The organism is Pseudomonas wuhanensis (assembly GCF_030687395.1).
Taxonomy (GTDB): Bacteria; Pseudomonadota; Gammaproteobacteria; order Pseudomonadales; family Pseudomonadaceae; genus Aquipseudomonas; species Aquipseudomonas wuhanensis.
In genome coordinates this window covers 1395582-1416841 of the sequence record NZ_CP117430.1, presented here as the reverse complement: position 1 = coordinate 1416841, position 21260 = coordinate 1395582, and the positions used below count along the sequence as shown (strand labels likewise).

Genomic DNA, 21260 nt, shown 5'->3' with positions numbered 1-21260 from the left:
TCCCCCTATTTCGTCGCCCCGTGCGGCTTACGCCGCAGGTCTCGCCCGTTTTTCAGTTAAACAAGGCTTTGAGTATCTGCGGTCTGTTGCAAAAAGGTAGTCAATGATGAGCGCAAGGCACTTTCTCTCCCTGATGGATTGCACGCCCGAAGAGCTGGTCAGCGTGATCCGTCGAGGCGTTGAGCTCAAGGACCTGCGTAACCGCGGCGTACTGTTCGAGCCATTGAAGAACCGCGTCCTGGGGATGATCTTCGAGAAGTCCTCGACCCGCACCCGTATCTCGTTTGAAGCCGGCATGATCCAGCTCGGTGGCCAGGCGATCTTCCTGTCGCCGCGCGATACCCAACTGGGTCGCGGCGAGCCGATCGGCGACTGCGCCATCGTCATGTCGAGCATGCTCGATGCGGTGATGATCCGTACCTTTGCCCACAGCACCCTGACCGAATTCGCCGCCAACTCCCGTGTGCCGGTGATCAACGGCCTGTCCGACGACCTGCACCCATGCCAGTTGCTGGCCGACATGCAAACCTTCCTCGAACACCGCGGTTCGATTCAAGGCAAGACCGTGGCCTGGATCGGTGATGGCAACAACATGTGCAACAGCTATATAGAAGCGGCGATCCAGTTCGACTTCCAGTTGCGCATCGCCTGCCCGGAAGGTTACGAACCCAACCCTGAGTTCGTGGCTAAAGCCGGCGATCGGGTGACCATCGTCCGCGATCCGCAGGAAGCCGTAAGCGGCGCACATCTGGTGAGCACCGACGTCTGGACCTCTATGGGCCAGGAAGAGGAAACCGCCAAGCGCCTGAAATTGTTCGCCCCCTTCCAGGTCAACCGTGCCCTGCTCGACCTGGCCGCGCCGGACGTCCTGTTCATGCATTGCCTGCCGGCCCACCGTGGCGAGGAAATCAGTCTCGACCTGCTCGACGACTCGCGCTCGGTGGCCTGGGATCAAGCCGAAAACCGTCTTCACGCACAAAAGGCGCTGCTCGAGTTTCTCGTCGAGCCGGCGTATCACCACGCATGAGCCCGCCCTTACTGCTGAACCTGCGCAACCTGGCTTGCGGTTACCAAAACCAGCGGGTCGTGCAGAACCTCAACCTGCATTTGAACGCCGGCGATATCGGTTGTCTGCTGGGGTCTTCGGGCTGCGGTAAAACCACCACCCTGCGGGCGATTGCCGGTTTTGAACCGGTGCACGAAGGTGAAATCCAGCTGGCGGGCGAGACCATCTCCAGCGCTGGCTTCACCCTCGCCCCGGAGAAGCGCCGGATCGGCATGGTGTTCCAGGATTACGCACTGTTTCCGCATTTGAGCGTGGCCGAGAACATCGCTTTCGGGATCCGCAAGCACCCGCAAAAGGATCGCATCACCGAAGAATTGCTCGAACTGGTCAACCTGAAAAACCTCGGCAAACGCTTCCCCCATGAGCTGTCCGGCGGCCAGCAGCAACGTGTCGCCCTCGCCCGCGCCCTGGCGCCGGAACCGCAATTGCTGTTGCTCGATGAACCGTTCTCCAACCTCGACGGTGAACTACGACGCAAGCTCAGTCATGAGGTACGCGACATTCTCAAGGCTCGCGGCACCAGTGCGATCCTGGTGACCCACGATCAGGAAGAAGCCTTCGCAGTCAGCGACCATGTCGGCGTTTTCAAGGAAGGTCGCCTTGAACAGTGGGATACGCCCTACAACCTCTATCACGAACCGCTGACGCCGTATGTGGCCAGTTTCATTGGCCAGGGTTACTTCATTCGCGGTCAGTTGAGCAGCCCGGAGTCGGTGCAGACCGAGTTGGGGGAATTGCGCGGTAATCGTGCCTACACCTGGCCGATCGGTGGCGCCGTGGACGTATTGTTGCGTCCGGACGATATCGTCTATGCGCCGGACAGCCCACTGAGGACGCAGATTGTTGGCAAGAGCTTCCAGGGGGCATCGACCCTGTACCGCTTGCAGTTGCCTACGGGCGCGCAGTTGGAGTCGATTTTCCCGAGCCATGCCGATCATCTGGTCGGTGCTGAAGTAGGCATTCGGGTGGCGGCTGAACACCTGGTGTTGTTCCAGGCGTCCGGCAGCACGGCGGCGCAGATTCCGGTGATCGAATCCGGTGTTCGGCGGTACAGCTCCTCTAGCTGACACCCCAATCTGTGTAGGAGCGAGGCTTGCCCGCGAAGGCGTCATGTCAGTCAATGATGATATCGACTGACACTACGCCTTCGCGGGCAAGTCGGATCGCCGCACCGCTCGCTCCTACAAAAAATCATCCGAGCAATAACTTGCCGCTTGCGACCAGCGTCGCATTCCCGCCAATACTCACCCGATCACCTTCCAGCTGGCAAAACAACTCCCCGCCCCGTGCCGAACACTGATAAGCCGTCAGACTCGACTTGCTCAAGCGTTGCGACCAGTACGGAATCAGGCTGCAATGGGTTGAACCGGTCACCGGGTCTTCGTTGATGCCGATTGCTGGCGCAAAGTACCGCGATACAAAATCATGCTTGTTGCCCTTGGCCGTCACAATGGCGCCCGGCCACGGCAGTTTTGCCAGCGCAACCATGTCCGGCTGACAATCGAGCACGGCTTGCTCGGACTCCAGTACCACGAACAATTCTTTCGAACCCAACACATCGACTGCTTTCACACCCAAGGCGCGCTCGACCTCCAGGGTCACGCCCACTTCTGTCGGCGCGATGGCCGGGAAATCCAGCCACAAGCGCTTGCCCTCACGACTGACACTCAGCGGGCCGGACTTGCAGATGAAGTCCAGCCGCTCGACCGGCTCTTTATAGATTTCAAACAGGACAAAGGCACTGGCCAGGGTCGCATGGCCGCATAACGGGACTTCGGTGGTCGGGGTAAACCAGCGGATGTGCCAGACGGCATCCTCACGCACCAGAAATGCGGTTTCGGCGAGGTTGTGTTCGGCGGCGATTTTTTGCATCAACTCATCGTCGAGCCAGGTATCGAGCCGATACACCATCGCCGGGTTGCCACTGAACGGCCGATCACTGAACGCGTCGACTTGATGAAACTCTAGCTGCATGCCACTTCTCCCTTTTTCAGGTCGACGAGCATGAAGCCACGAGGAGCCCTTCACCAGTGACAGAACGAATCAATTTCCACCATACAGCGCCGGGCTGAACGCCCGAGGCCTTCTGCTCACGCGCGACCGATATCGGCGAACTTCGCCTGGGTGTATTCGGCCAACACGGCGGGCGCCAGCTCAACTTCCAGACCACGCCGTCCGGCGCTGACAAAGATGCTGGAAAAAGGCTGAGCCGAATGATCGATAAAGGTACGCAGGCGCTTCTTCTGTCCGAGCGGGCTGATGCCGCCTAACAGATAGCCTGTCGATCGCTGTGCAGCCGCGGGGTCGGCCATTTCGACTTTTTTCACGCCAGCGGCCTGCGCCAGCGCCTTCAAGTCCAGACTTCCGACGACCGGCACCACCGCCACCAACAATTCTCCCTTTTCGCTGGCCGCCAGCAAGGTCTTGAACACCTGGGCCGGGTCCAACCCCAGTTTCTCCGCGGCCTCCAGGCCATAGGACGCTGCCTTCGGATCATGTTCGTAACTGTGCACGCGATGTTCGGCACGAACTTTTTTCAACAAATCCAATGCGGGGGTCATGGCAGCTCCAAGCTTGGCGGCAGAAGAAAAATACTGCGCAAGATTCTAGGTCATTGATCGATAAAAGGCTCTATTACAACGCCATTTCAAAAGCTTGGCCGGGCTTCTGTGCCGTTCGTCCACGGTCGGCCTGCCTGATGAACGATGCGGTCATTCACGTGACTAATAGTTGAAATGTGACCGACAGTTCACTTTCGACCTTTGACAGCAGCGTTTCTTGTCTATATTTTTTCGAATCTGAATACTGTACGAATGTCTCACCGCAGCACCCAGCAGTAAGCCGGGCACAGGATGGGGATCCTTGCCTCGGTGAAAATCGCGCTTTGACCTTGATGAAAAAGCGCCAGACAACAACAAAAACGAGGTTTTCAATGACAACTGCTTTACAACAACCGTCGCTCTCCAGCCAATGCATGGCCGAGTTTCTGGGTACTGCACTGCTAATCTTTTTCGGTACCGGCTGTGTTGCCGCGCTCAAGGTGGCGGGTGCCAGCTTCGGGCTGTGGGAAATCAGCATCATTTGGGGGGTTGGCGTCAGCATGGCGATCTACCTCACCGCCGGCGTTTCCGGCGCGCACCTCAATCCTGCCGTAAGTATCGCGCTGAGCATTTTCGCTGACTTCGAAAAGCGCAAACTGCCTTTCTATATCTTCTCCCAGGTGGCCGGCGCCTTCTGCGGGGCCTTGTTGGTTTACACGCTGTACAGCAACCTTTTCTTCGATTTCGAACAAACTCACCAAATGGTTCGTGGCACTCAGGCCAGCCTTGAATTGGCTTCGGTGTTCTCCACCTTCCCGAACCCTGCCCTGACCACAGCCCAGGCCTTTTTGGTTGAAGTGATCATCACCGCCATCCTGATGGGAGTGATCATGTCGTTGACCGACGACAACAATGGCCTGCCCAAAGGGCCGCTGGCGCCGTTGCTGATCGGCCTGCTGATTGCCGTGATCGGTAGCTCAATGGGCCCGCTGACCGGTTTCGCGATGAACCCGGCCCGCGACTTCGGTCCTAAACTAATGACTTTCTTTACAGGCTGGGGTGAAATTTCCCTCACTGGCGGGCGCGATATCCCGTACTTCCTGATCCCGATTTTTGCACCGATTGTCGGTGCCTGCCTCGGTGCTGCAGCTTATCGTGGGTTGATTGCCCGCCATCTGCCCAGCGCCATACCTGCTAAAAAGGATGCAGCACCGGCCATTGACGGCAAACCAAGAACGTCTTGAAACCGTTGACGCGCGATCCTGCCCATTTTGGTCCCGCGCCTGACTTCACTTCCTTATTTCGTCCAAGGCAATCGACATGACCGACATTCAGAATAAGAACTACATCATTGCCCTCGATCAGGGTACGACCAGCTCCCGCGCGATCATTTTCGACCGTGACGCGAACGTGGTCTGCACCGCCCAACGCGAATTCGCACAGCATTACCCGCAAGCCGGCTGGGTCGAACATGACCCGATGGAAATCTTCGCCACCCAAAGCGCCGTGATGGTCGAGGCCCTGGCTCAAGCCGGCCTGCATCACGACCAGGTCGCGGCCATCGGTATCACCAACCAGCGCGAAACCACCGTGGTCTGGGACAAGACCACCGGCCGCCCGATCTACAACGCGATCGTCTGGCAGTGCCGCCGCAGCACCGAAATCTGCCAACAGCTCAAGCGCGATGGCCACGAGCAGTACATCAGCGACACCACTGGCCTGGTCACCGACCCGTACTTCTCCGGCACCAAGCTCAAGTGGATCCTCGACAACGTCGAAGGCAGCCGCGAGCGGGCGCGCAAGGGTGAACTGCTGTTCGGCACCATCGATAGCTGGCTGATCTGGAAATTTACCGGCGGCAAAGTGCACGTCACCGATTACACCAACGCCTCGCGCACCATGCTCTTCAATATCCATACGCTGGAGTGGGACGCGAAGATGCTGGAAGTCCTCGACATCCCGCGCGAGATGCTCCCGGAAGTTAAGTCCTCATCCGAAATCTACGGCCACACCAAAAGCGGCATCGCCATTGGCGGTATCGCCGGCGACCAGCAGGCGGCCCTCTTCGGCCAGATGTGCGTCGAGCCAGGCCAGGCGAAAAACACCTACGGCACCGGTTGCTTCCTGCTGATGAACACCGGCGACAAAGCGGTGAAATCCAAACACGGCATGCTCACCACCATCGCTTGCGGCCCGCGCGGCGAAGTGGCCTATGCGCTGGAAGGCGCGGTATTCAACGGTGGTTCCACCGTGCAGTGGCTGCGTGACGAGTTGAAAATCATCAACGACGCCCACGACACCGAATACTTCGCCAACAAGGTCAAGGACAGCAACGGTGTGTACCTGGTGCCGGCCTTCACCGGTCTGGGTGCTCCGTACTGGGACCCGTATGCCCGTGGCGCGCTGTTCGGCCTGACTCGCGGCGTACGCGTGGATCACATCATTCGTGCCGCGCTGGAGTCGATTGCCTACCAGACCCGTGACGTCCTGGACGCCATGCAACAGGATTCCGGCGAACGCCTCAAAGCCCTGCGCGTAGACGGCGGCGCAGTGGCGAACAATTTCCTGATGCAGTTCCAGGCCGACATCCTCGGCACTCAGGTCGAGCGTCCGAAAATGCGCGAAACCACCGCGTTGGGCGCCGCTTACCTGGCGGGTCTGGCCTGCGGCTTCTGGGGCAGCCTGGACGAGTTGCGCGGCAAGGCCGTGATCGAGCGCGAGTTCGAACCGATGCTGGACGAAACCGCGAAGGAAAAACTCTACGCCGGCTGGAAAAAAGCCGTCAGCCGCACCCGTGATTGGGAACCGCACGAGGGTGCTGAATAAGCCAAGGTCGGGTTCTAACTGGCAGGGAGCAGATTCCTGCGGCATCATGGGCAAATTTTGCACGGCAGCCCAAAGGAAGCCCCATGAATCTGCCTCCCCGTCAGCAGCAAATCCTCGAACTGGTCCGCGAACGCGGCTATGTCAGCATCGAGGAAATGGCTCAGCTGTTCGTCGTTACACCGCAAACCATCCGCCGCGATATCAATCAACTGGCGGAAGTGAATCTGTTGCGTCGCTACCATGGCGGCGCAGCCTACGACTCCAGCGTCGAAAACACCGCCTACGCCATGCGCGCCGATCAGATGCGCGATGAAAAGCAGCGTATCGGCGAAGCCATTGCCGCTCAGATTCCCGATCACGCCTCGCTGTTCATCAACATCGGCACCACCACCGAATCCATCGCTCGGGCACTGCTCAACCACAACCACCTGAAGATCATCACCAACAACCTGCATGTGGCCTCGATGCTCAGCGCCAAGGACGATTTCGACGTGCTGCTGACCGGTGGCAACGTACGGCGTGACGGTGGCGTGGTCGGTCAGGCGAGTGTCGACTTCATCAACCAGTTCAAGGTCGACTTCGCGCTAGTCGGCATCAGCGGCATCGATGAAGACGGCAGCTTGCTGGACTTCGATTATCAGGAAGTGCGGGTGTCCCAGGCGATCATCGCCAACGCCCGACAAGTGATTCTGGCGGCTGACTCCAGCAAATTCGGGCGCAACGCCATGATTCGCCTGGGGCCGATCAGCCTGATCGATTGCCTGGTCACCGATCAGCAGCCCTCGCCGGCCTTGGCGCAGTTGTTGAGCCAGCACAAGATACGGCTGGAAGTCGTTTAACCTCCCCTCACATCTTCGTCGCCTGTACCGACGCCATCGCGGGCAAGCCCGCTCCCACAGGGTCTGTACATAACCTGTGGGAGCGGGCTTGCCCGCGATGACGGCCACATCCGCAACACACCTCTTGCGCCCTACCGCGCGTCTAAATGTTCGTAAATTTTCCTTTAACCGCCCTTCGATCAGTATTTTCAATCGAAGTTGACTGGCTGCGCGTGTCTTTATGGGCTAATATTTTCGCAAATGAACATTAATGTTCGAATTCCAATATACAAAATCAAAAGCCCGAGGCCAGCCGATGCCCACTTCTACCTTGCCTACGCCCCCTCTCGCCGAGGTTTACGATATCGCCGTCATCGGTGGTGGGATCAATGGCGTGGGGATCGCAGCGGATGCCGCCGGTCGCGGTCTTTCGGTATTCCTTTGCGAAAAGGATGACTTGGCCAGCCACACCTCATCCGCCAGCAGCAAGCTGATCCACGGCGGCCTGCGCTATCTCGAACATTACGAGTTCCGCTTGGTGCGCGAAGCCCTTGCCGAGCGCGAAGTACTGCTGGCCAAGGCGCCGCACATCGTCAAACAGATGCGTTTCGTGTTGCCGCACCGCCCGCACCTGCGTCCGGCCTGGATGATCCGCGCCGGCCTGTTCCTTTATGATCACCTCGGCAAACGGGAAAAACTCGAAGGCTCGAAAAGCCTGAAGTTCGGCCCGGACAGCGCACTGAAAAGCGAAATCACCAAAGGCTTCGAATATTCCGATTGCTGGGTCGATGACGCGCGCCTGGTCGTGCTGAACGCCATGGCCGCCCGCGAAAAAGGCGCCCACGTTCATACGCAAACCCGCTGCGTCAGTGCCCGTCGCACCAAAGGCCTGTGGGACCTGCACCTGGAACGCGCCGATGGCAGCCTGTTTTCGATCCGTGCCAAGGCGCTGGTGAACGCGGCCGGCCCATGGGTCGCCCAGTTCATTCGTGACGACCTGAAGATGGAATCGCCGTACGGCATCCGCTTGATCCAGGGCAGCCACCTGATCGTGCCGAAGCTGTATGAAGGCGAACACGCGCACATTCTGCAAAACGAAGATCAGCGTATCGTCTTCACCATTCCGTACCTGAACCACTTCACCCTGATTGGCACCACCGACCGCGAGTACACCGGGGACCCGGCTAAAGTGGCGATCACCGAGGGCGAAACCGATTACCTGCTCAAAGTGGTCAACGCCCACTTCAAGAAGCAACTCAGCCGCACGGACATCCTGCACAGCTATTCCGGCGTTCGTCCGCTATGCAACGACGAATCCGACAACCCGTCGGCCGTCACCCGCGACTACACCCTGGCGTTGTCGGGCAGTGGCGAAGAAGCACCGTTACTGTCGGTGTTCGGCGGCAAACTGACGACTTACCGCAAACTGGCCGAATCGGCGCTGGCGCAACTGGCCCCGTACTTCACGCACATCAAGCCAAGCTGGACCGCCAGCGCCACCCTGCCCGGCGGCGAAGACATGACCACCCCGCAAGCCTTGAGCTCGCGGATCCGCGACAAGTTCGACTGGGTGCCCACCGAGATCGCCCGACGCTGGGCCACCACTTACGGCAGCCGCACCTGGCGCATGCTCGAGCGTGTGGAAAGCCTCAGTGACCTGGGCGAACACATCGGCGGCGGTCTCTACACCCGCGAAGTCGATTACCTGTGCAGCGAAGAATGGGCAACCACCGCCCACGACATTCTGTGGCGCCGCAGCAAGCTTGGGCTGTTCACCACCCCGGCCGAGCAGCAGAAGCTCAAGGATTACCTGAACAAGGTCGAACAGAACCGCAGCAAGATCGAAGCGGCCTGATCGGGAATCCGGTTAAAACGAAGCCCCTGAATCTCACGATTCAGGGGCTTTTTGTATTCCGAACACACCTCGACTCCCTGTGGGAGCCGGGCTAGCCCGCGATGACGGCAGCACAGCCGCTAATAATGTCGACTGACACACCGCTATCGCGGGCAAGCCCGCTCCCACAGGGTTTGAGCAAGACCCAAGATTGCATTCGGTTTTCCGAACGCGACTTGCCAGTCGATTCGGTAAACCGGATCGTCCGATAGAAAATTCAACGCCATAAATATTTAATACCTTTATAAATCAATAACTTGATCCATACCGCCTGGTCTGGCACGAGTCATGCTCTACACTCTTGGACGAATGTCTGCTGCGCCAGCCCTTCAGGAGCCGGCAAGCATTCGAAGCACAAAAAAGGGCCGATGAACTGGCTCCATATAAAAACAATGTCGAGGAAAATTTGATGCGCATCGTTCCCCATCTCCTGGGCGCAGCCATTGCTGCCGCTCTGATTAGCACTCCAGTTTTCGCAGCCGAACTCACCGGCACACTGAAGAAGATCAAAGAGTCCGGCACCATCACCCTCGGGCATCGTGACGCTTCCATTCCGTTTTCCTACATCTCGGACGCTTCCGGCAAACCGGTTGGCTACTCCCACGATATCCAGCTGAAAGTCGTCGAAGCCATCAAGAAAGACCTGGACATGCCCAACCTCCAGGTCAAATACAACCTGGTGACCTCGCAAACCCGTATCCCGCTGGTGCAGAACGGCACCGTGGACCTCGAGTGCGGTTCCACCACCAACAACGTCGAGCGTCAGCAGCAAGTTGACTTCTCCGTCGGCATCTTCGAAATCGGCACCAAGCTGCTGTCCAAGAAAGACTCCCCGTACAAAGACTTCGCCGACCTTAAAGGCAAGAACGTCGTGACCACCGCCGGCACCACGTCCGAGCGCATCCTCAAGTCGATGAACGCCGACAAGCAGATGGGCATGAACGTGATCTCCGCCAAAGACCATGGCGAGTCCTTCCAGATGCTGGAAACCGGCCGTGCCGTGGCTTTCATGATGGACGACGCCTTGCTGGCCGGTGAAATGGCCAAGGCCAAGAAGCCGACTGACTGGGCCGTGACCGGGACTGCACAGTCCAACGAGATTTACGGCTGCATGGTCCGCAAGGGCGACGCGCCGTTCAAGAAAGCTGTCGACGACGCCATCATCGCGACCTACAAATCCGGCGAGATCAACAAGATCTACGAAAAATGGTTCATGCAGCCAATTCCGCCTAAAGGCCTGAACCTGATGTTCCCGATGAGCGAAGAGCTCAAGGCCCTGATCGCCAATCCGACCGACAAAGCGGCTGACGAAAAGAAATCCTGATTTCTGACTAACCTTACCCTCTGAAGGGCCTCTGCCCTTTCAGAGGGTTGTCACTCCCTGCTGGCATTTCTGGAAACACTCGAACCGGTGGCTGTCGAGCCGTTCGCGTGTGCCTGACCGTCATCGGGCACTTGTACATCGATCGAATCCGAGGGGAGACCCTAATGAATTACAACTGGGACTGGGGCGTGTTCTTCAAGTCCACCGGCGTGGGCAGCGAGATTTATTTCGACTGGTACCTCTCCGGTTTGGGCTGGACCATCGCCATCGCCATCGCAGCCTGGATCATCGCGCTGCTGCTGGGCTCGATTCTGGGCGTCATGCGCACGGTGCCGAACCGCATCGTATCGGGCATCGCGACCTGCTACGTCGAACTCTTCCGTAACGTGCCACTGCTGGTTCAGCTGTTCATCTGGTACTTCCTGGTGCCCGACCTGCTGCCGCAAAACCTGCAGGACTGGTACAAACAGGACCTGAACCCAACCACCTCGGCCTTCCTCAGCGTCGTCGTGTGCCTGGGCCTGTTCACCACGGCTCGTGTTTGTGAACAAGTGCGCACCGGTATCCAGGCGCTGCCTCGCGGCCAGGAATCCGCTGCCCGTGCCATGGGTTTCAAGCTGCCGCAGATCTACTGGAACGTGCTGCTGCCCCAGGCTTATCGCATCATCATTCCGCCGCTTACCTCGGAATTTTTGAACGTATTCAAGAACTCGTCCGTGGCATCGCTGATCGGCCTGATGGAGCTGCTCGCGCAGACCAAACAGACCGCCGAGTTCTCCGCCAACCTGTTCGAAGCCTTCACCCTGGCCACGCTGATCTACTTCACGCTGAACATGGGCCTGATGCTGCTGATGCGCGGTGTCGAGAAGAAAGTCGCCGTACCGGGCCTGATCTCCGTAGGGGGTAAATGATGGAATTCGACTTCTCGGGCATCATCCCTTCCCTGCCGGGCTTGTGGAACGGCATGGTCATGACCCTCAAGCTGATGGCCTTGGGCGTGGTCGGCGGGATCATCCTCGGCACGATCCTGGCACTGATGCGCCTGTCCCACAGCAAACTGCTGTCGAACATCGCCGGCGCCTACGTTAACTACTTCCGTTCGATTCCATTGCTGCTGGTCATCACCTGGTTCTACCTGGCGGTGCCGTTCGTTCTGCGCTGGATCACCGGTGAAGACACCCCGATCGGCGCGTTCGCCTCATGCATCGTGGCATTCATGATGTTCGAAGCGGCGTACTTCTGCGAAATCGTCCGCGCCGGCGTGCAGTCGATTCCCAAGGGCCAGATGAGTGCTGCCCAGGCCATGGGCATGACGTATAGCCAGATGATGCGTTTGATCATCCTGCCGCAAGCGTTCCGCAAGATGACCCCGCTGCTGCTGCAACAGAGCATCATCCTGTTTCAGGACACTTCGCTGGTCTACGCGGTGGGTCTGGTCGACTTCCTCAATGCCTCGCGCGCCAGTGGCGACATCATCGGTCGCTCCAATGAGTTCCTGATCTTCGCCGGTTTCACATACTTCATCATCAGCTTTGCCGCCTCGCAGCTGGTCAAGCGTCTGCAAAAAAGGTTTGCCGTATGATCTCTATCAAGAATGTCAACAAGTGGTATGGCGACTTCCAGGTACTGACTGACTGCAGCACCGAGGTCAAAAAAGGCGAAGTGATCGTGGTGTGCGGGCCGTCCGGTTCCGGCAAATCCACCCTGATCAAATGCGTCAACGCGCTGGAACCGTTCCAGAAAGGCGACGTGATCGTCGATGGCACGTCTATCGCCGACCCGAAAACCAACTTGCCGAAACTGCGTTCGCGCGTCGGCATGGTGTTCCAGCATTTCGAACTGTTCCCGCACCTCAGCATCATGGATAACCTGACCATCGCGCAAATCAAGGTGCTGGGCCGCAGCAAGGAAGAAGCCAGCAAAAAAGCCCTGCAACTGCTTGAGCGCGTTGGCCTCTCCTCCCACGCCAAAAAGCACCCGGGCCAGCTTTCCGGTGGTCAGCAACAGCGTGTGGCGATTGCCCGTGCGCTGGCGATGGATCCGATCGTCATGCTGTTCGACGAACCGACCTCGGCGCTGGACCCGGAAATGGTCAACGAAGTACTCGACGTGATGGTGCAACTGGCCCACGAAGGCATGACCATGATGTGCGTGACCCACGAAATGGGCTTCGCCCGTAAAGTGGCAGACCGGGTGATTTTCATGGACCAGGGCAAGATCATCGAAGACTGCAAGAAAGAAGAGTTCTTCGGCGACATCAACGCCCGTGCCGAGCGTACACAGCACTTCCTCGCGAAAATTTTGCAGCACTAAGAAAGGCACCGCTCCCCAACTGATGTGGGAGCGGACTTGTGTGGAGTGAACCGCTTTTCGTAGGAGCCAGGCTTGCCGGCGAAGGCGCTCTCAAGGACGCCTTCGCCGGCAAGCCTGGCTCCTACGGATCACCACACAGCAGCTCCCACAGGGGCCCGTGGGTATATGGATATTTGTGTTGTGGTTGACCCAAGGCATCTGTGATGAAATGCGACTCCACCCTCTATCGCGCCGCGCCGCCATCACTCGCCGTGAAACCCCGTTTGATTCGCCATCTGTTCCTGCCGCCGCTGATCATCGCCCTGATGATCGGATTGGGTTACATCGGCTTCTGGGTCAGTGAACACTACGGAATTCGCAGCCTCAGCGAGAATGGCCAGCGTCAGCTGGAACTGCACGCCCGCGCCGTCGAGAGCGAAATCAGCAAGTACACCTACCTGCCCAGCCTGCTGGAACTCGAATCCAGTGTTTCCAAACTGCTGGCCGACACGTCACCGGAACACCGGCAGACGGTCAACGAATACCTTGAAGGCCTGAACCGGCGCAGCCGCAGTCGGGCCATTTATGTGATGGACACCACCGGTCGCGTACTGGCCACCAGCAACTGGCGCGATGTCGACAGTTATCTGGGTGAAGACCTGTCCTTCCGCGCCTATTTCCAGAATGCCGTGCGCGGTCAGCCGGGGCGTTTCTACGGCATCGGCAGCACCAGTGGCGAACCCGGCTATTACCTGGCTCACGGGCTGGAGGAGCACGGCAAGATCATCGGCGTCGCCGTGGTCAAGGTTCGCCTCGAAGCCATGGAAGAACGCTGGCAGCGCGCGCGCCTGGAAGCCTTCGTCAGCGACGAAAACGGCATCATCATTCTCTCCAGCGATCCGGCGCGGCGGCTTAAATCGGTTGTGCCATTGAGCGAGGAAACCAAGGAAAAACTGGCCCGTAGCCTGCAGTACTACTGGTTTCCACTGAACGAACTGCAACCGCTGGCGCGGGAGAAACTCGCCGAAGGCGAGGAAAAGCTGACCTTCCCCGCCAACAGCGAATTGATGTCCGATGAAGAGAACATCAGCTACCTGTCGCAAACCCGGCCGCTGAGCGACACCCCATGGAATTTCACCCTGCTCACCCCCCTGCAGGATTTGCGGCGTGAAGCGATCAATCAGGGGATTCTGGTGGCGGTGGCGTTTGCCCTGGTGGCGTTTCTGCTGATCGCCTGGAACGAGCGGCGCAAGGTGATCGCCACCCGCCTCGCGGCGCGGGAAGCTTTGCAGGAAGCCAACAATCAACTGGAGCGTCGGATTACCGAACGCACCACCGACCTGCGCGCCAGCAACGAACGGCTCAAGGGCCAGATCCGCGAACGGCGTCAGGCGGAAGAGACGCTGCGCCGCGCCCAGGATGAACTGGTCCAGGCCGGCAAACTGGCCGCCATCGGCCAGATGTCCACCAGCATCGCCCACGAATTGAACCAGCCGCTGGCCGCCTTGCGGACCTTGTCCGGCAATACCGTGCGTTTTCTGGAACGCGGTCAGCTGGATGTGGCCAGCACCAACCTCAAGACCATCAATGAACTGATCGACCGCATGGGCCGGATCACCGCCAGCCTGCGTTCCTTCGCCCGGCGCGGTGATGACAAGGGCCAGGCCAGTTTTGGTAAAGCCGTAGACGCCGCCCTGCAATTGCTGGGCAGCCGGATGGAAAGCGCGCACCTGCAATTGCATCGCGACCTCGAAGACGTGCAGGTACAGATCGACCAGACTCGTCTGGAGCAGATTCTGGTCAACCTGATCGGCAACGCGCTCGACGCCATGCAGTCGCAGCCCCAGCCGGAGCTGTGGCTCGAAGCCGAGGAATTCGACGGCAAGTATCGCCTGCGGGTGCGCGACAATGGCCACGGCATCGATGCCGAAGCGCGCAAGCATCTGTTCGAACCGTTCTTCACCACCAAACCCGGCGAACAGGGCCTGGGCCTCGGCCTGACTTTGTCGGCGAGCCTGGCCGCCGCCACCGGCGGGCATCTGGGTGTCGAACACCCGGCCAGCGGTGGTACCACCTTCGTCCTCAGTTTACCGTTGGTAAGCCCCACTCCCGCCGAGCCAATATGAACAACGACCTTAGTGTGCTGATCGTCGAAGACGACCCCCATGTCCTGCTGGGCTGCCAACAGGCGCTGACCCTGGAAGACATTCCCTGCATGGGCGTCGGCAGCGCCGAAGAAGCGCTGGAGCGAGTCGGCGATAACTTCGCCGGCATCGTCATCAGCGACATTCGCCTGCCGGGCATCGATGGTCTGGAACTGCTGACCCGGCTCAAGGCCCGTGATCGCAGCCTGCCAGTGGTGCTGATTACTGGCCACGGCGACATCTCCATGGCTGTCGGCGCGATGCAGAAAGGCGCCTATGACTTCATGGAGAAACCCTTCTCCCCCGAACGCCTGGTGGACGTCGCCCGCCGTGCGCTGGAGCAACGCAGCCTGGCGCGGGAAGTCACCTCGTTACGTCGCCAACTGTTCGAGCGTGATTCCCTCGAAGGCCGGATCATCGGGCGCTCACCGGCCATGCAGAACCTGCGGGAACTGATCGCCAACGTCGCCGATACCTCGGCCAACGTGCTGATCGAAGGCGAGACCGGAACCGGTAAAGAACTGGTTGCACGCTGCCTGCACGACTTCAGCCGCCGGCACAGCAAACAGTTCGTCGCGCTGAACTGCGGTGGCCTGCCGGAGAACCTGTTCGAAAGTGAAATCTTCGGCCACGAGGCCAACGCCTTCACCGGTGCCGGCAAGCGGCGGATCGGCAAGATCGAACACGCCGACGGCGGCACGCTGTTCCTCGATGAAGTGGAAAGCATGCCGCTGCCGTTGCAGATCAAACTGCTGCGGGTATTGCAGGAACGCACCCTTGAACGCCTCGGCTCAAACCAGAGCGTGGCGGTGGATTGCCGAGTGATCGCCGCGACCAAGTCCGATCTGGATCAATCGAGCAAGGCCGGCGAGTTTCGCAGCGACCTGTATTACCGCCTGAACGTGGTAACCCTGGAGTTGCCGCCGCTGCGCGAACGCCGCGAAGACATCCTGCAACTGTTCGAACACTTCCTGCAGCAGTCATCCCTACGCTTCGACCGCGCCGTGCCGGATCTGGACAACCAGACCCTGTCGAACCTGATGAGCCACGACTGGCCGGGCAACGTGCGCGAATTACGCAACGTCGCCGAGCGTTTCGCATTGGGCCTGCCGGCCTTCAAAAAATCCGGCACCAATGGCAACAATCAAGGCCTGGCCTTCGCCGAAGCGGTGGAAGCCTTCGAACGCAACCTGCTCAGCGACGCCTTGCAGCGCAGCGGCGGCAACCTGACCCAGGCCAGCCAGGAACTGGGGATGGCCAAGACCACGCTGTTCGACAAAGTGAAGAAGTACGGGCTGAGCCACTGATGGACCTGATTTTCAAAGCAATCCTGGGCGCCGCGGTGGTGGTGATTCTGGCCATGCTGGCCAAGACCAAAAACTATTACATCGCAGGCCTGGTACCGCTGTTTCCGACCTTTGCGCTGATCGCTCATTACATCGTCGGCAAAGGGCGCTCGCTGGATGATCTGAAAACCACCATCGTGTTTGGCATGTGGTCGATCATTCCGTACTTCGTCTACCTGGCGACCTTGTATCTGATGGTCGACCGGATGCGGCTGGAGGCTTCGTTGGCGGTGGCGGCAGTGGCGTGGCTGATGGCGGCGACGGTGTTGGTGACTGTGTGGGTGCGTTTTCAATCCTGACCACAATTCCCTGGCGCCTACAAAAAAGCGGTTTACTCGCTTAACTGACTGGCATTGGGCATTACTGCCCGTAAACCTTCTGCAACTGCGCTTGTGTCAACGCATCCTCAAACGGCACCGGCACCGATTTCACCGCCCCGTAGAGGTTGCGATAACGCCAATAGTTACCGTTGTTGGCCAGTTGATAACCACGCTCGACCACTCGCTGGCCATCAAGGATATAACGCAAGGTTTCCTGGGCAGCCACTGGCGGTGTCGGCTGCATCAGGTCGGTGGACAGAACGCGCATCGACTCGTCGATGCACTCGTCGAGCACAGCCGTGACCTTTGCCAAATCGAGGCTGCCGTCGTCGATGCACTGTTTGCCGCAGCGACGAATCGGCTGGCTGACGACTTCGATCCGCATGCGATACAGCGCTGAACCGGCAATGTCCTGAACCTGCACCTGATTGACCAGCACGAAACTGCCGCGATCGGGGGTAAGCATCAGTTTGGGTTCAATCAACAGGCGCGCGGTGACCTGCCCTGCTCCTTGCTTGAACCCGGCCACTTGCAACGCCTGTTGATAGCGCTTTTGCAGACGCTCCTGCAACGGAACGCCGGCAAGCAAGTCGGCCATCGGTCGCGCCTCGTTGAGTGCGTTTTTTTCCGCATCGCGCTGCAAGCTGCCGCTACCCATTTGGGTATTGATCAGGCTGGCAACCAGCAAGCCGGCAAGCCCGGCAGTGTTGCCCGAGCTCGCCACCAAGTTATGACTCGACGACGCAGCCTTCAAGGCCGCCTGGGAGTCAATCACGGTGCTCGCACCGACAAAGGATTGCGGCAGCTGCACGTCGACCTTAAGCCCGTGGGCCTGGACGTAAGGCAAGGCACTCTGGTCCTTGAAACCGGTCTCAGGGGCCGGCTTTTGCGCACACCCCGTCAGCATCAGCAGGGCCAGCGCACCGGCCACTATGGGCAGATGCTTCATTGCGCGAACGGGGTGATCATTTGCTGACGGCTATTGTCCACAGCCTGATAGAACGCGTTGGACAGGTTGGTGTAGGTCGGCTCGTCCCATTCGCCCTGGGCGGCTTGCGTAGCGACAAAAGGTTTGAACCACAGCAGCTTGTTGTCTGCCAGATCGATCACCATGCCCTGTCCGCCCACCTGCGCCATCGGCACGCTGGTCGGCACGATGCTGTAGTAGCTGCGGGTAGCGCCGGTGGCGTAGACATTCACCAGCAACAGACGATCGACGCCGTAGGTGGCTTTGACCGGCGTCATGTCCCGGGTCATGTAACCTTCGCGGAAACTGGTTTCCTTATAAATCTTCAGATCGAACGGCTCGTTGATCCGCTTGGCTTTGTAACCCTTGGCCTGCAGCTTGGCGACAAGGACATCGGGCAAGGTGTTGAGGTCGCCCACTTGCCATTTTTCGACGCTGTCACTGAGATTGTTGTTAACGCCCTTGTTGATGGCGTAATCGAGCAGCCCCTGATTGCCGGTCAACGCCAGCACCGGCTCCGGCACCACAGTGATCGCCACGCCGATAGTCGGCTCTTTGGCATCCCAGAATTGGTGGTCCAGAGGTACGGGTGGTTGCACGTGGGCACAGCCAGTGAGGGTCAGGCAGGCGAGCAACGTCAGTGCTGCCCAGGTGCGTAGAGCGTGAAGATTCATGGATCAAGTCCCTATGATGATTAACGATGCTGCTTATGTCGGCAGCATCGGTAAAAACCGTAGTGGCACATTGATATATTTTTCAGCCAGTAGTCGTCAGTTGACTGTTCCGCCCTTGGCCTCACTCATGATCTGGCGAATCGCATCGACAAACGTTTCCACCGGCTGCCCGCCACTGACGGCGTACTGTCCGTTGAACACCACCGTCGGCACCGAACTCACGCCGCGCGTTAACCACAACTGTTCTTCCTCGCGAACCTCTTTGGCGAATTCGTCGGATGCCAGAATCGCCTCGGCCCGCTGTCGATCCAGCCCCACGCTTTCGGCGATCTGCGCCAACTGTGCGTGATCGGATGGATTGCCGCCCTCGGTGAAATACGCCTTGAACAGTGCCTCTTTCAGATTGAACTGCAACCCTTCCAGCCCCGCCCAGTGCAATAGGCGGTGAGCATCGAAAGTGTTGTAGATGCGGCTGTTGCCGTCCGTGCGAAAGGTAAACCCGACCTCGGCGCCGCGCGCGCGGATCATTTCGCGGTTCTTCTGTGATTGCTCAGGCGTCGAGCCGTACTTTTCGCTGATGTGTTCGGTGATGTTCTGGCCTTCGGGGCCCATCTTCGGGTTCAGTTCGAACGGCTGGAAACGGATCTCGGCCCGGACTTCGTCGCCGAGCAAATCCAGGGCACGGGTCAGGCCGTACAGGCCGACGACGCACCAAGGGCAGGACACGTCGCTGACGAAATCGATTCTCAGGGGGGGACTCATCATTTACCTCACAGGCTTGAATCGCGCCGGAAAGTTCGAACGATACACCCGCAGGCTGAGCCTGTGTGGCAGCCGTTCCACTCTCCCTGTGGGAGCCGGGCTTGCCCGCGATGACGGTGTTCAAAACGACATCTGCGGTGACTGACACGCCGCCATCGCGGGCAAGCCCGCTCCCACAGGTTTTGGGGTGTTTGGGGGGACGTGTTTAGTTCTGTTTATCGTTACTTCCTGAAAGCTACAGCGCCTTGCGCCGTCGCCTACAACCACGTCAGAATCCGCCGGCTTGTGCGCCTGGAGGCCCGTCGGTAACTTGGTTCGTGTCACTGATTCCCAGTGATCGGGTTTAGTAGCCCGGCTTTTTCCGGTCGCATAAGTGTCATCCAGTCAGGTAGTTGCCTGCACTTGATGGTGGCTGTGCGCATGGCGCCCTCGGGCGCGCCGGTTTTGACTGGAGGCCGGTCTACTAACTTGCGCACAGCTGCCACCCATTCCGTTTAGTAGCGAGATGAGTTGCAGCTCTACTAACAGGAGCTCCAGTTCAATGTTCAAGATCACACCCAATCCCCCGGAAACCGACGACGTTTCCCCATACGAAGCCCCCGGCTCCAAAAAGCTCAACGAAGCCGCCGACCGCGCCCTCGATTACTACCTCAAACCGGTCATTCCCAAAGATACCCCACGCAAACCCAGCACCCTTTACCTCATCGCCCCCGACGCCGATAACGAAACCCTGCTGATCAACGCCTGCGAAGCCCTGGCGTCAGCGAGTGTGATGTTGAGCGATTTCGCGGGGTTGCTGGACGGCCCGCAGCGCAACACCGTGCTCGGCATCCAGAACTCCGTCATGTTGGGTGAACTGGCGGTGAACCGGATGCTGGATAACTTCGTTCCAACGTAAACCAGCCTCCACTGTAAGTGAGGCGCTTTTGTGGCGAGGGAGCTTGCTCCCGCTCGGCTGCGCAGCAGTCGTAAACAGGTAAATACGGATTACCTGAGACTCAGCATGTGCAGGATTGGGGCTGCTTCGCAGCCCAGCGGGAGCAAGCTCCCTCGCCACAAGAGCTCGGATTTGGGGGTTATAGAAGATTGCGTTCGGCCACCGGATCGATCTGTGCCCAATGCGAGGTGTCTTCTCGGTGGGCCTGCAAATACGGCAATACCGCCGCCAATAACGGCGCCTTGAACGCCTCTTGAAAACGATGAGCCAACCCCGGGATCAGCTTCAACTGACTGCCACGGATATGCGCCGCCAGGTGCACGCCATGCATCACCGGCAACAACGGATCGGCGGTGCCGTGAACCACCAGCGTCGGAACCCGCAATTGGTTGAGCAGCGCCACGCGGCTGCGTTCGGCGAGGATGGCCATGATCTGGCGCTTCACGCCCTCCGGGTTGAACGCCCGGTCATAGGATTGCGCCGCCTGCTGCAACAACGCCTGCCGGTCATCGCTCACCGCCGGGCTACCCAGTGCCGCCAGCAAATCAGCCTGTTGCTCCAGCGCCACCTCGCGATTCGGGGCGCCGCGTCGCGCGAGTAGCTGCACCAGCGCCGCACTCGGCGCCGGCAAACCTTCGGCACCCGAACTGGTCATCAGCAACGTCAGGCTCTCGACACGCTGCGGTGCCATGGCCGCCATATGCTGGGCAATCATCCCGCCCATGCTCGCGCCCAGTACGTGGAATTGCTTGACGTGCAAGGCATCCATCAGTCCAAAGGCATCGTCCGCCATGTCGGTCAGGGTGTACGGTGCCGATACCGGCAAGCCGAGTTTGTAGCGCAGCACTTCGAAGGTCAGGTTGGCGTCGACAGGCGTCTGCCGCCAAGTCGACAGGCCAACATCGCGATTGTCATAGCGAATCACCCGAAATCCCTGCTGACACAGCGCAACCACCACCTCATCCGGCCAGTGAATCAATTGCCCGCCCAGGCCCATTACCAGCAACAACGCAGGGTCCGAGGCACGGCCAATGCTCTGGTAAGCCAGGCTCACTTGCTCCAGATCGACCCGCTCGGTCGGAACATTGACATCGCAACGAGACGCCGCAAGAGACGGAAAATTGAACAACACAGCGGCCAGAAAGACCGCTGTGGATAAAAATCGTGCACGCATGAAAAACACCGAAACGCAGAACTCCAGTAGAGCGCGAGTCTGATGAAGTTTGCTCAAGCGCGCTGCCACAGTTACGTGACAGTTTGATGAAGATTGCCGAGCGGTCATCGCTATAAAAATGGGTCGTAGCGTGGACATAACCTGGCATTTGATAAACGCACAATCCTATAACTATG

General features: G+C 59.1%; 20 protein-coding genes. 14 read left to right on the top strand and 6 right to left on the bottom strand.

All coding sequences use genetic code 11. From position 1 onward, the window contains the following. Positions 1-106 precede the first annotated feature (106 nt). Together argF and PSH88_RS06515 are read left to right on the top strand one after the other, a co-directional pair. Entirely contained in the window at positions 107-1027 is a 921-nt protein-coding gene (gene argF, locus PSH88_RS06520) for an ornithine carbamoyltransferase (RefSeq protein WP_305425435.1), read from the top strand. Then, a complete protein-coding gene (locus tag PSH88_RS06515; RefSeq protein ID WP_305425434.1) occupies positions 1024-2133 on the top strand; it encodes an ABC transporter ATP-binding protein in 1110 nt (369 codons plus the stop codon). Before argF ends, PSH88_RS06515 begins: the two co-directional genes overlap by 4 nt. Before the next feature lie 124 nt (positions 2134-2257). Here the strand turns inward: PSH88_RS06515 and PSH88_RS06510 are convergent, their stop codons facing one another. Together PSH88_RS06510 and ybaK are read right to left on the bottom strand one after the other, a co-directional pair. Beyond that, positions 2258-3040 (bottom strand): PhzF family phenazine biosynthesis protein, encoded by a 783-nt coding sequence (locus PSH88_RS06510; protein WP_305425433.1) that lies wholly within the window; start codon positions 3038-3040, stop codon positions 2258-2260. 116 nt (positions 3041-3156) lie between these two features. Further along, positions 3157-3627 carry a Cys-tRNA(Pro) deacylase gene (gene ybaK / locus PSH88_RS06505; RefSeq protein ID WP_305425431.1) on the bottom strand — a complete coding sequence of 157 codons (471 nt, stop codon included), beginning with the start codon at positions 3625-3627 and terminating at the stop codon, positions 3157-3159. Positions 3628-3998: 371 nt separating this feature from the next. On the opposite strand from ybaK, the gene PSH88_RS06500 reads away from it, so the two are divergent. The 11 genes from PSH88_RS06500 (at position 3999) to PSH88_RS06450 (ending at position 16549) form a co-directional block, all read left to right on the top strand. Next, positions 3999-4850: an MIP/aquaporin family protein gene (locus tag PSH88_RS06500; protein ID WP_305426952.1), complete on the top strand. Its 852-nt coding sequence runs from the start codon at positions 3999-4001 to the stop codon at positions 4848-4850. A 76-nt stretch (positions 4851-4926) separates the two neighbouring features. Continuing rightward, positions 4927-6432 (top strand): glycerol kinase GlpK, encoded by a 1506-nt coding sequence (gene glpK, locus PSH88_RS06495; protein ID WP_305425430.1) that lies wholly within the window; start codon positions 4927-4929, stop codon positions 6430-6432. Between the two features lie 83 nt (positions 6433-6515). After that, positions 6516-7271 (top strand): DeoR/GlpR family transcriptional regulator, encoded by a 756-nt coding sequence (locus PSH88_RS06490; RefSeq protein ID WP_007898523.1) that lies wholly within the window; start codon positions 6516-6518, stop codon positions 7269-7271. Positions 7272-7566: 295 nt separating this feature from the next. Further along, on the top strand, positions 7567-9105 hold the full coding sequence (glpD, locus tag PSH88_RS06485; protein ID WP_305425429.1) for a glycerol-3-phosphate dehydrogenase: 1539 nt from the start codon (positions 7567-7569) through the stop codon (positions 9103-9105). 448 nt (positions 9106-9553) lie between these two features. Further along, positions 9554-10468 (top strand): glutamate/aspartate ABC transporter substrate-binding protein, encoded by a 915-nt coding sequence (locus tag PSH88_RS06480; RefSeq protein WP_305425428.1) that lies wholly within the window; start codon positions 9554-9556, stop codon positions 10466-10468. A gap of 164 nt (positions 10469-10632) precedes the next feature. Continuing rightward, positions 10633-11379: an amino acid ABC transporter permease gene (locus PSH88_RS06475; RefSeq protein WP_305425427.1), complete on the top strand. Its 747-nt coding sequence runs from the start codon at positions 10633-10635 to the stop codon at positions 11377-11379. Beyond that, positions 11379-12050, top strand: coding sequence for an amino acid ABC transporter permease (locus tag PSH88_RS06470; RefSeq protein WP_305426951.1), 672 nt, complete (start codon positions 11379-11381; stop codon positions 12048-12050). Before PSH88_RS06475 ends, PSH88_RS06470 begins: the two co-directional genes overlap by 1 nt. Then, a complete protein-coding gene (locus PSH88_RS06465) occupies positions 12047-12781 on the top strand; it encodes an amino acid ABC transporter ATP-binding protein (RefSeq protein WP_305425426.1) in 735 nt (244 codons plus the stop codon). The genes PSH88_RS06470 and PSH88_RS06465 overlap by 4 nt, the downstream gene beginning before the upstream one ends. A 203-nt stretch (positions 12782-12984) precedes the next feature. Then, positions 12985-14886: a two-component sensor histidine kinase AauS gene (gene aauS, locus PSH88_RS06460; protein WP_305425425.1), complete on the top strand. Its 1902-nt coding sequence runs from the start codon at positions 12985-12987 to the stop codon at positions 14884-14886. Positions 14887-14930: 44 nt separating this feature from the next. Continuing rightward, a complete protein-coding gene (gene aauR, locus PSH88_RS06455) occupies positions 14931-16211 on the top strand; it encodes a two-component response regulator AauR (RefSeq protein ID WP_305426950.1) in 1281 nt (426 codons plus the stop codon). An 8-nt stretch (positions 16212-16219) separates the two neighbouring features. After that, positions 16220-16549, top strand: coding sequence for a GlpM family protein (locus PSH88_RS06450; RefSeq protein WP_305426949.1), 330 nt, complete (start codon positions 16220-16222; stop codon positions 16547-16549). Between the two features lie 61 nt (positions 16550-16610). Here PSH88_RS06450 and PSH88_RS06445 read toward each other — a convergent pair whose 3' ends face one another. The 3 genes from PSH88_RS06445 to PSH88_RS06435 all read right to left on the bottom strand — a co-directional run bounded on the left by PSH88_RS06445 (position 16611) and on the right by PSH88_RS06435 (position 18973). Further along, on the bottom strand, positions 16611-17519 hold the full coding sequence (locus PSH88_RS06445; RefSeq protein WP_305425424.1) for a hypothetical protein: 909 nt from the start codon (positions 17517-17519) through the stop codon (positions 16611-16613). Then, complete coding sequence (locus PSH88_RS06440) at positions 17516-18211, bottom strand: hypothetical protein (protein WP_305425423.1); 696 nt, start codon at positions 18209-18211, stop codon at positions 17516-17518. The genes PSH88_RS06445 and PSH88_RS06440 overlap by 4 nt, the downstream gene beginning before the upstream one ends. A gap of 96 nt (positions 18212-18307) precedes the next feature. Beyond that, positions 18308-18973, bottom strand: a complete 666-nt coding sequence (locus PSH88_RS06435; protein WP_305425421.1) for a DsbA family oxidoreductase — start codon at positions 18971-18973, stop codon at positions 18308-18310. Positions 18974-19514: 541 nt separating this feature from the next. Between PSH88_RS06435 and PSH88_RS06430 the strand changes: the two genes are divergently transcribed. After that, positions 19515-19871 (top strand): DUF6124 family protein, encoded by a 357-nt coding sequence (locus PSH88_RS06430; RefSeq protein ID WP_305425420.1) that lies wholly within the window; start codon positions 19515-19517, stop codon positions 19869-19871. A gap of 178 nt (positions 19872-20049) precedes the next feature. Here PSH88_RS06430 and PSH88_RS06425 read toward each other — a convergent pair whose 3' ends face one another. Further along, positions 20050-21084 carry an alpha/beta fold hydrolase gene (locus tag PSH88_RS06425; RefSeq protein WP_305425419.1) on the bottom strand — a complete coding sequence of 345 codons (1035 nt, stop codon included), beginning with the start codon at positions 21082-21084 and terminating at the stop codon, positions 20050-20052. Between the last annotated feature and the right edge of the window lie 176 nt (positions 21085-21260).

What these genes read in the sequence shown, in the direction of transcription:
- argF (WP_305425435.1), top strand. Translation starts at nt 107, where the DNA reads ATGAGCGCAAGGCACTTTCTCTCCCTGATGGATTGCACGCCCGAAGAG.
- PSH88_RS06515 (WP_305425434.1), top strand. Translation starts at nt 1,024, where the DNA reads ATGAGCCCGCCCTTACTGCTGAACCTGCGCAACCTGGCTTGCGGTTAC.
- PSH88_RS06510 (WP_305425433.1), bottom strand. Translation starts at nt 3,040, where the DNA reads ATGCAGCTAGAGTTTCATCAAGTCGACGCGTTCAGTGATCGGCCGTTC.
- ybaK (WP_305425431.1), bottom strand. Translation starts at nt 3,627, where the DNA reads ATGACCCCCGCATTGGATTTGTTGAAAAAAGTTCGTGCCGAACATCGC.
- PSH88_RS06500 (WP_305426952.1), top strand. Translation starts at nt 3,999, where the DNA reads ATGACAACTGCTTTACAACAACCGTCGCTCTCCAGCCAATGCATGGCC.
- glpK (WP_305425430.1), top strand. Translation starts at nt 4,927, where the DNA reads ATGACCGACATTCAGAATAAGAACTACATCATTGCCCTCGATCAGGGT.
- PSH88_RS06490 (WP_007898523.1), top strand. Translation starts at nt 6,516, where the DNA reads ATGAATCTGCCTCCCCGTCAGCAGCAAATCCTCGAACTGGTCCGCGAA.
- glpD (WP_305425429.1), top strand. Translation starts at nt 7,567, where the DNA reads ATGCCCACTTCTACCTTGCCTACGCCCCCTCTCGCCGAGGTTTACGAT.
- PSH88_RS06480 (WP_305425428.1), top strand. Translation starts at nt 9,554, where the DNA reads ATGCGCATCGTTCCCCATCTCCTGGGCGCAGCCATTGCTGCCGCTCTG.
- PSH88_RS06475 (WP_305425427.1), top strand. Translation starts at nt 10,633, where the DNA reads ATGAATTACAACTGGGACTGGGGCGTGTTCTTCAAGTCCACCGGCGTG.
- PSH88_RS06470 (WP_305426951.1), top strand. Translation starts at nt 11,379, where the DNA reads ATGGAATTCGACTTCTCGGGCATCATCCCTTCCCTGCCGGGCTTGTGG.
- PSH88_RS06465 (WP_305425426.1), top strand. Translation starts at nt 12,047, where the DNA reads ATGATCTCTATCAAGAATGTCAACAAGTGGTATGGCGACTTCCAGGTA.
- aauS (WP_305425425.1), top strand. Translation starts at nt 12,985, where the DNA reads ATGAAATGCGACTCCACCCTCTATCGCGCCGCGCCGCCATCACTCGCC.
- PSH88_RS06445 (WP_305425424.1), bottom strand. Translation starts at nt 17,519, where the DNA reads ATGAAGCATCTGCCCATAGTGGCCGGTGCGCTGGCCCTGCTGATGCTG.
- PSH88_RS06440 (WP_305425423.1), bottom strand. Translation starts at nt 18,211, where the DNA reads ATGAATCTTCACGCTCTACGCACCTGGGCAGCACTGACGTTGCTCGCC.
- PSH88_RS06435 (WP_305425421.1), bottom strand. Translation starts at nt 18,973, where the DNA reads ATGAGTCCCCCCCTGAGAATCGATTTCGTCAGCGACGTGTCCTGCCCT.
- PSH88_RS06430 (WP_305425420.1), top strand. Translation starts at nt 19,515, where the DNA reads ATGTTCAAGATCACACCCAATCCCCCGGAAACCGACGACGTTTCCCCA.
- PSH88_RS06425 (WP_305425419.1), bottom strand. Translation starts at nt 21,084, where the DNA reads ATGCGTGCACGATTTTTATCCACAGCGGTCTTTCTGGCCGCTGTGTTG.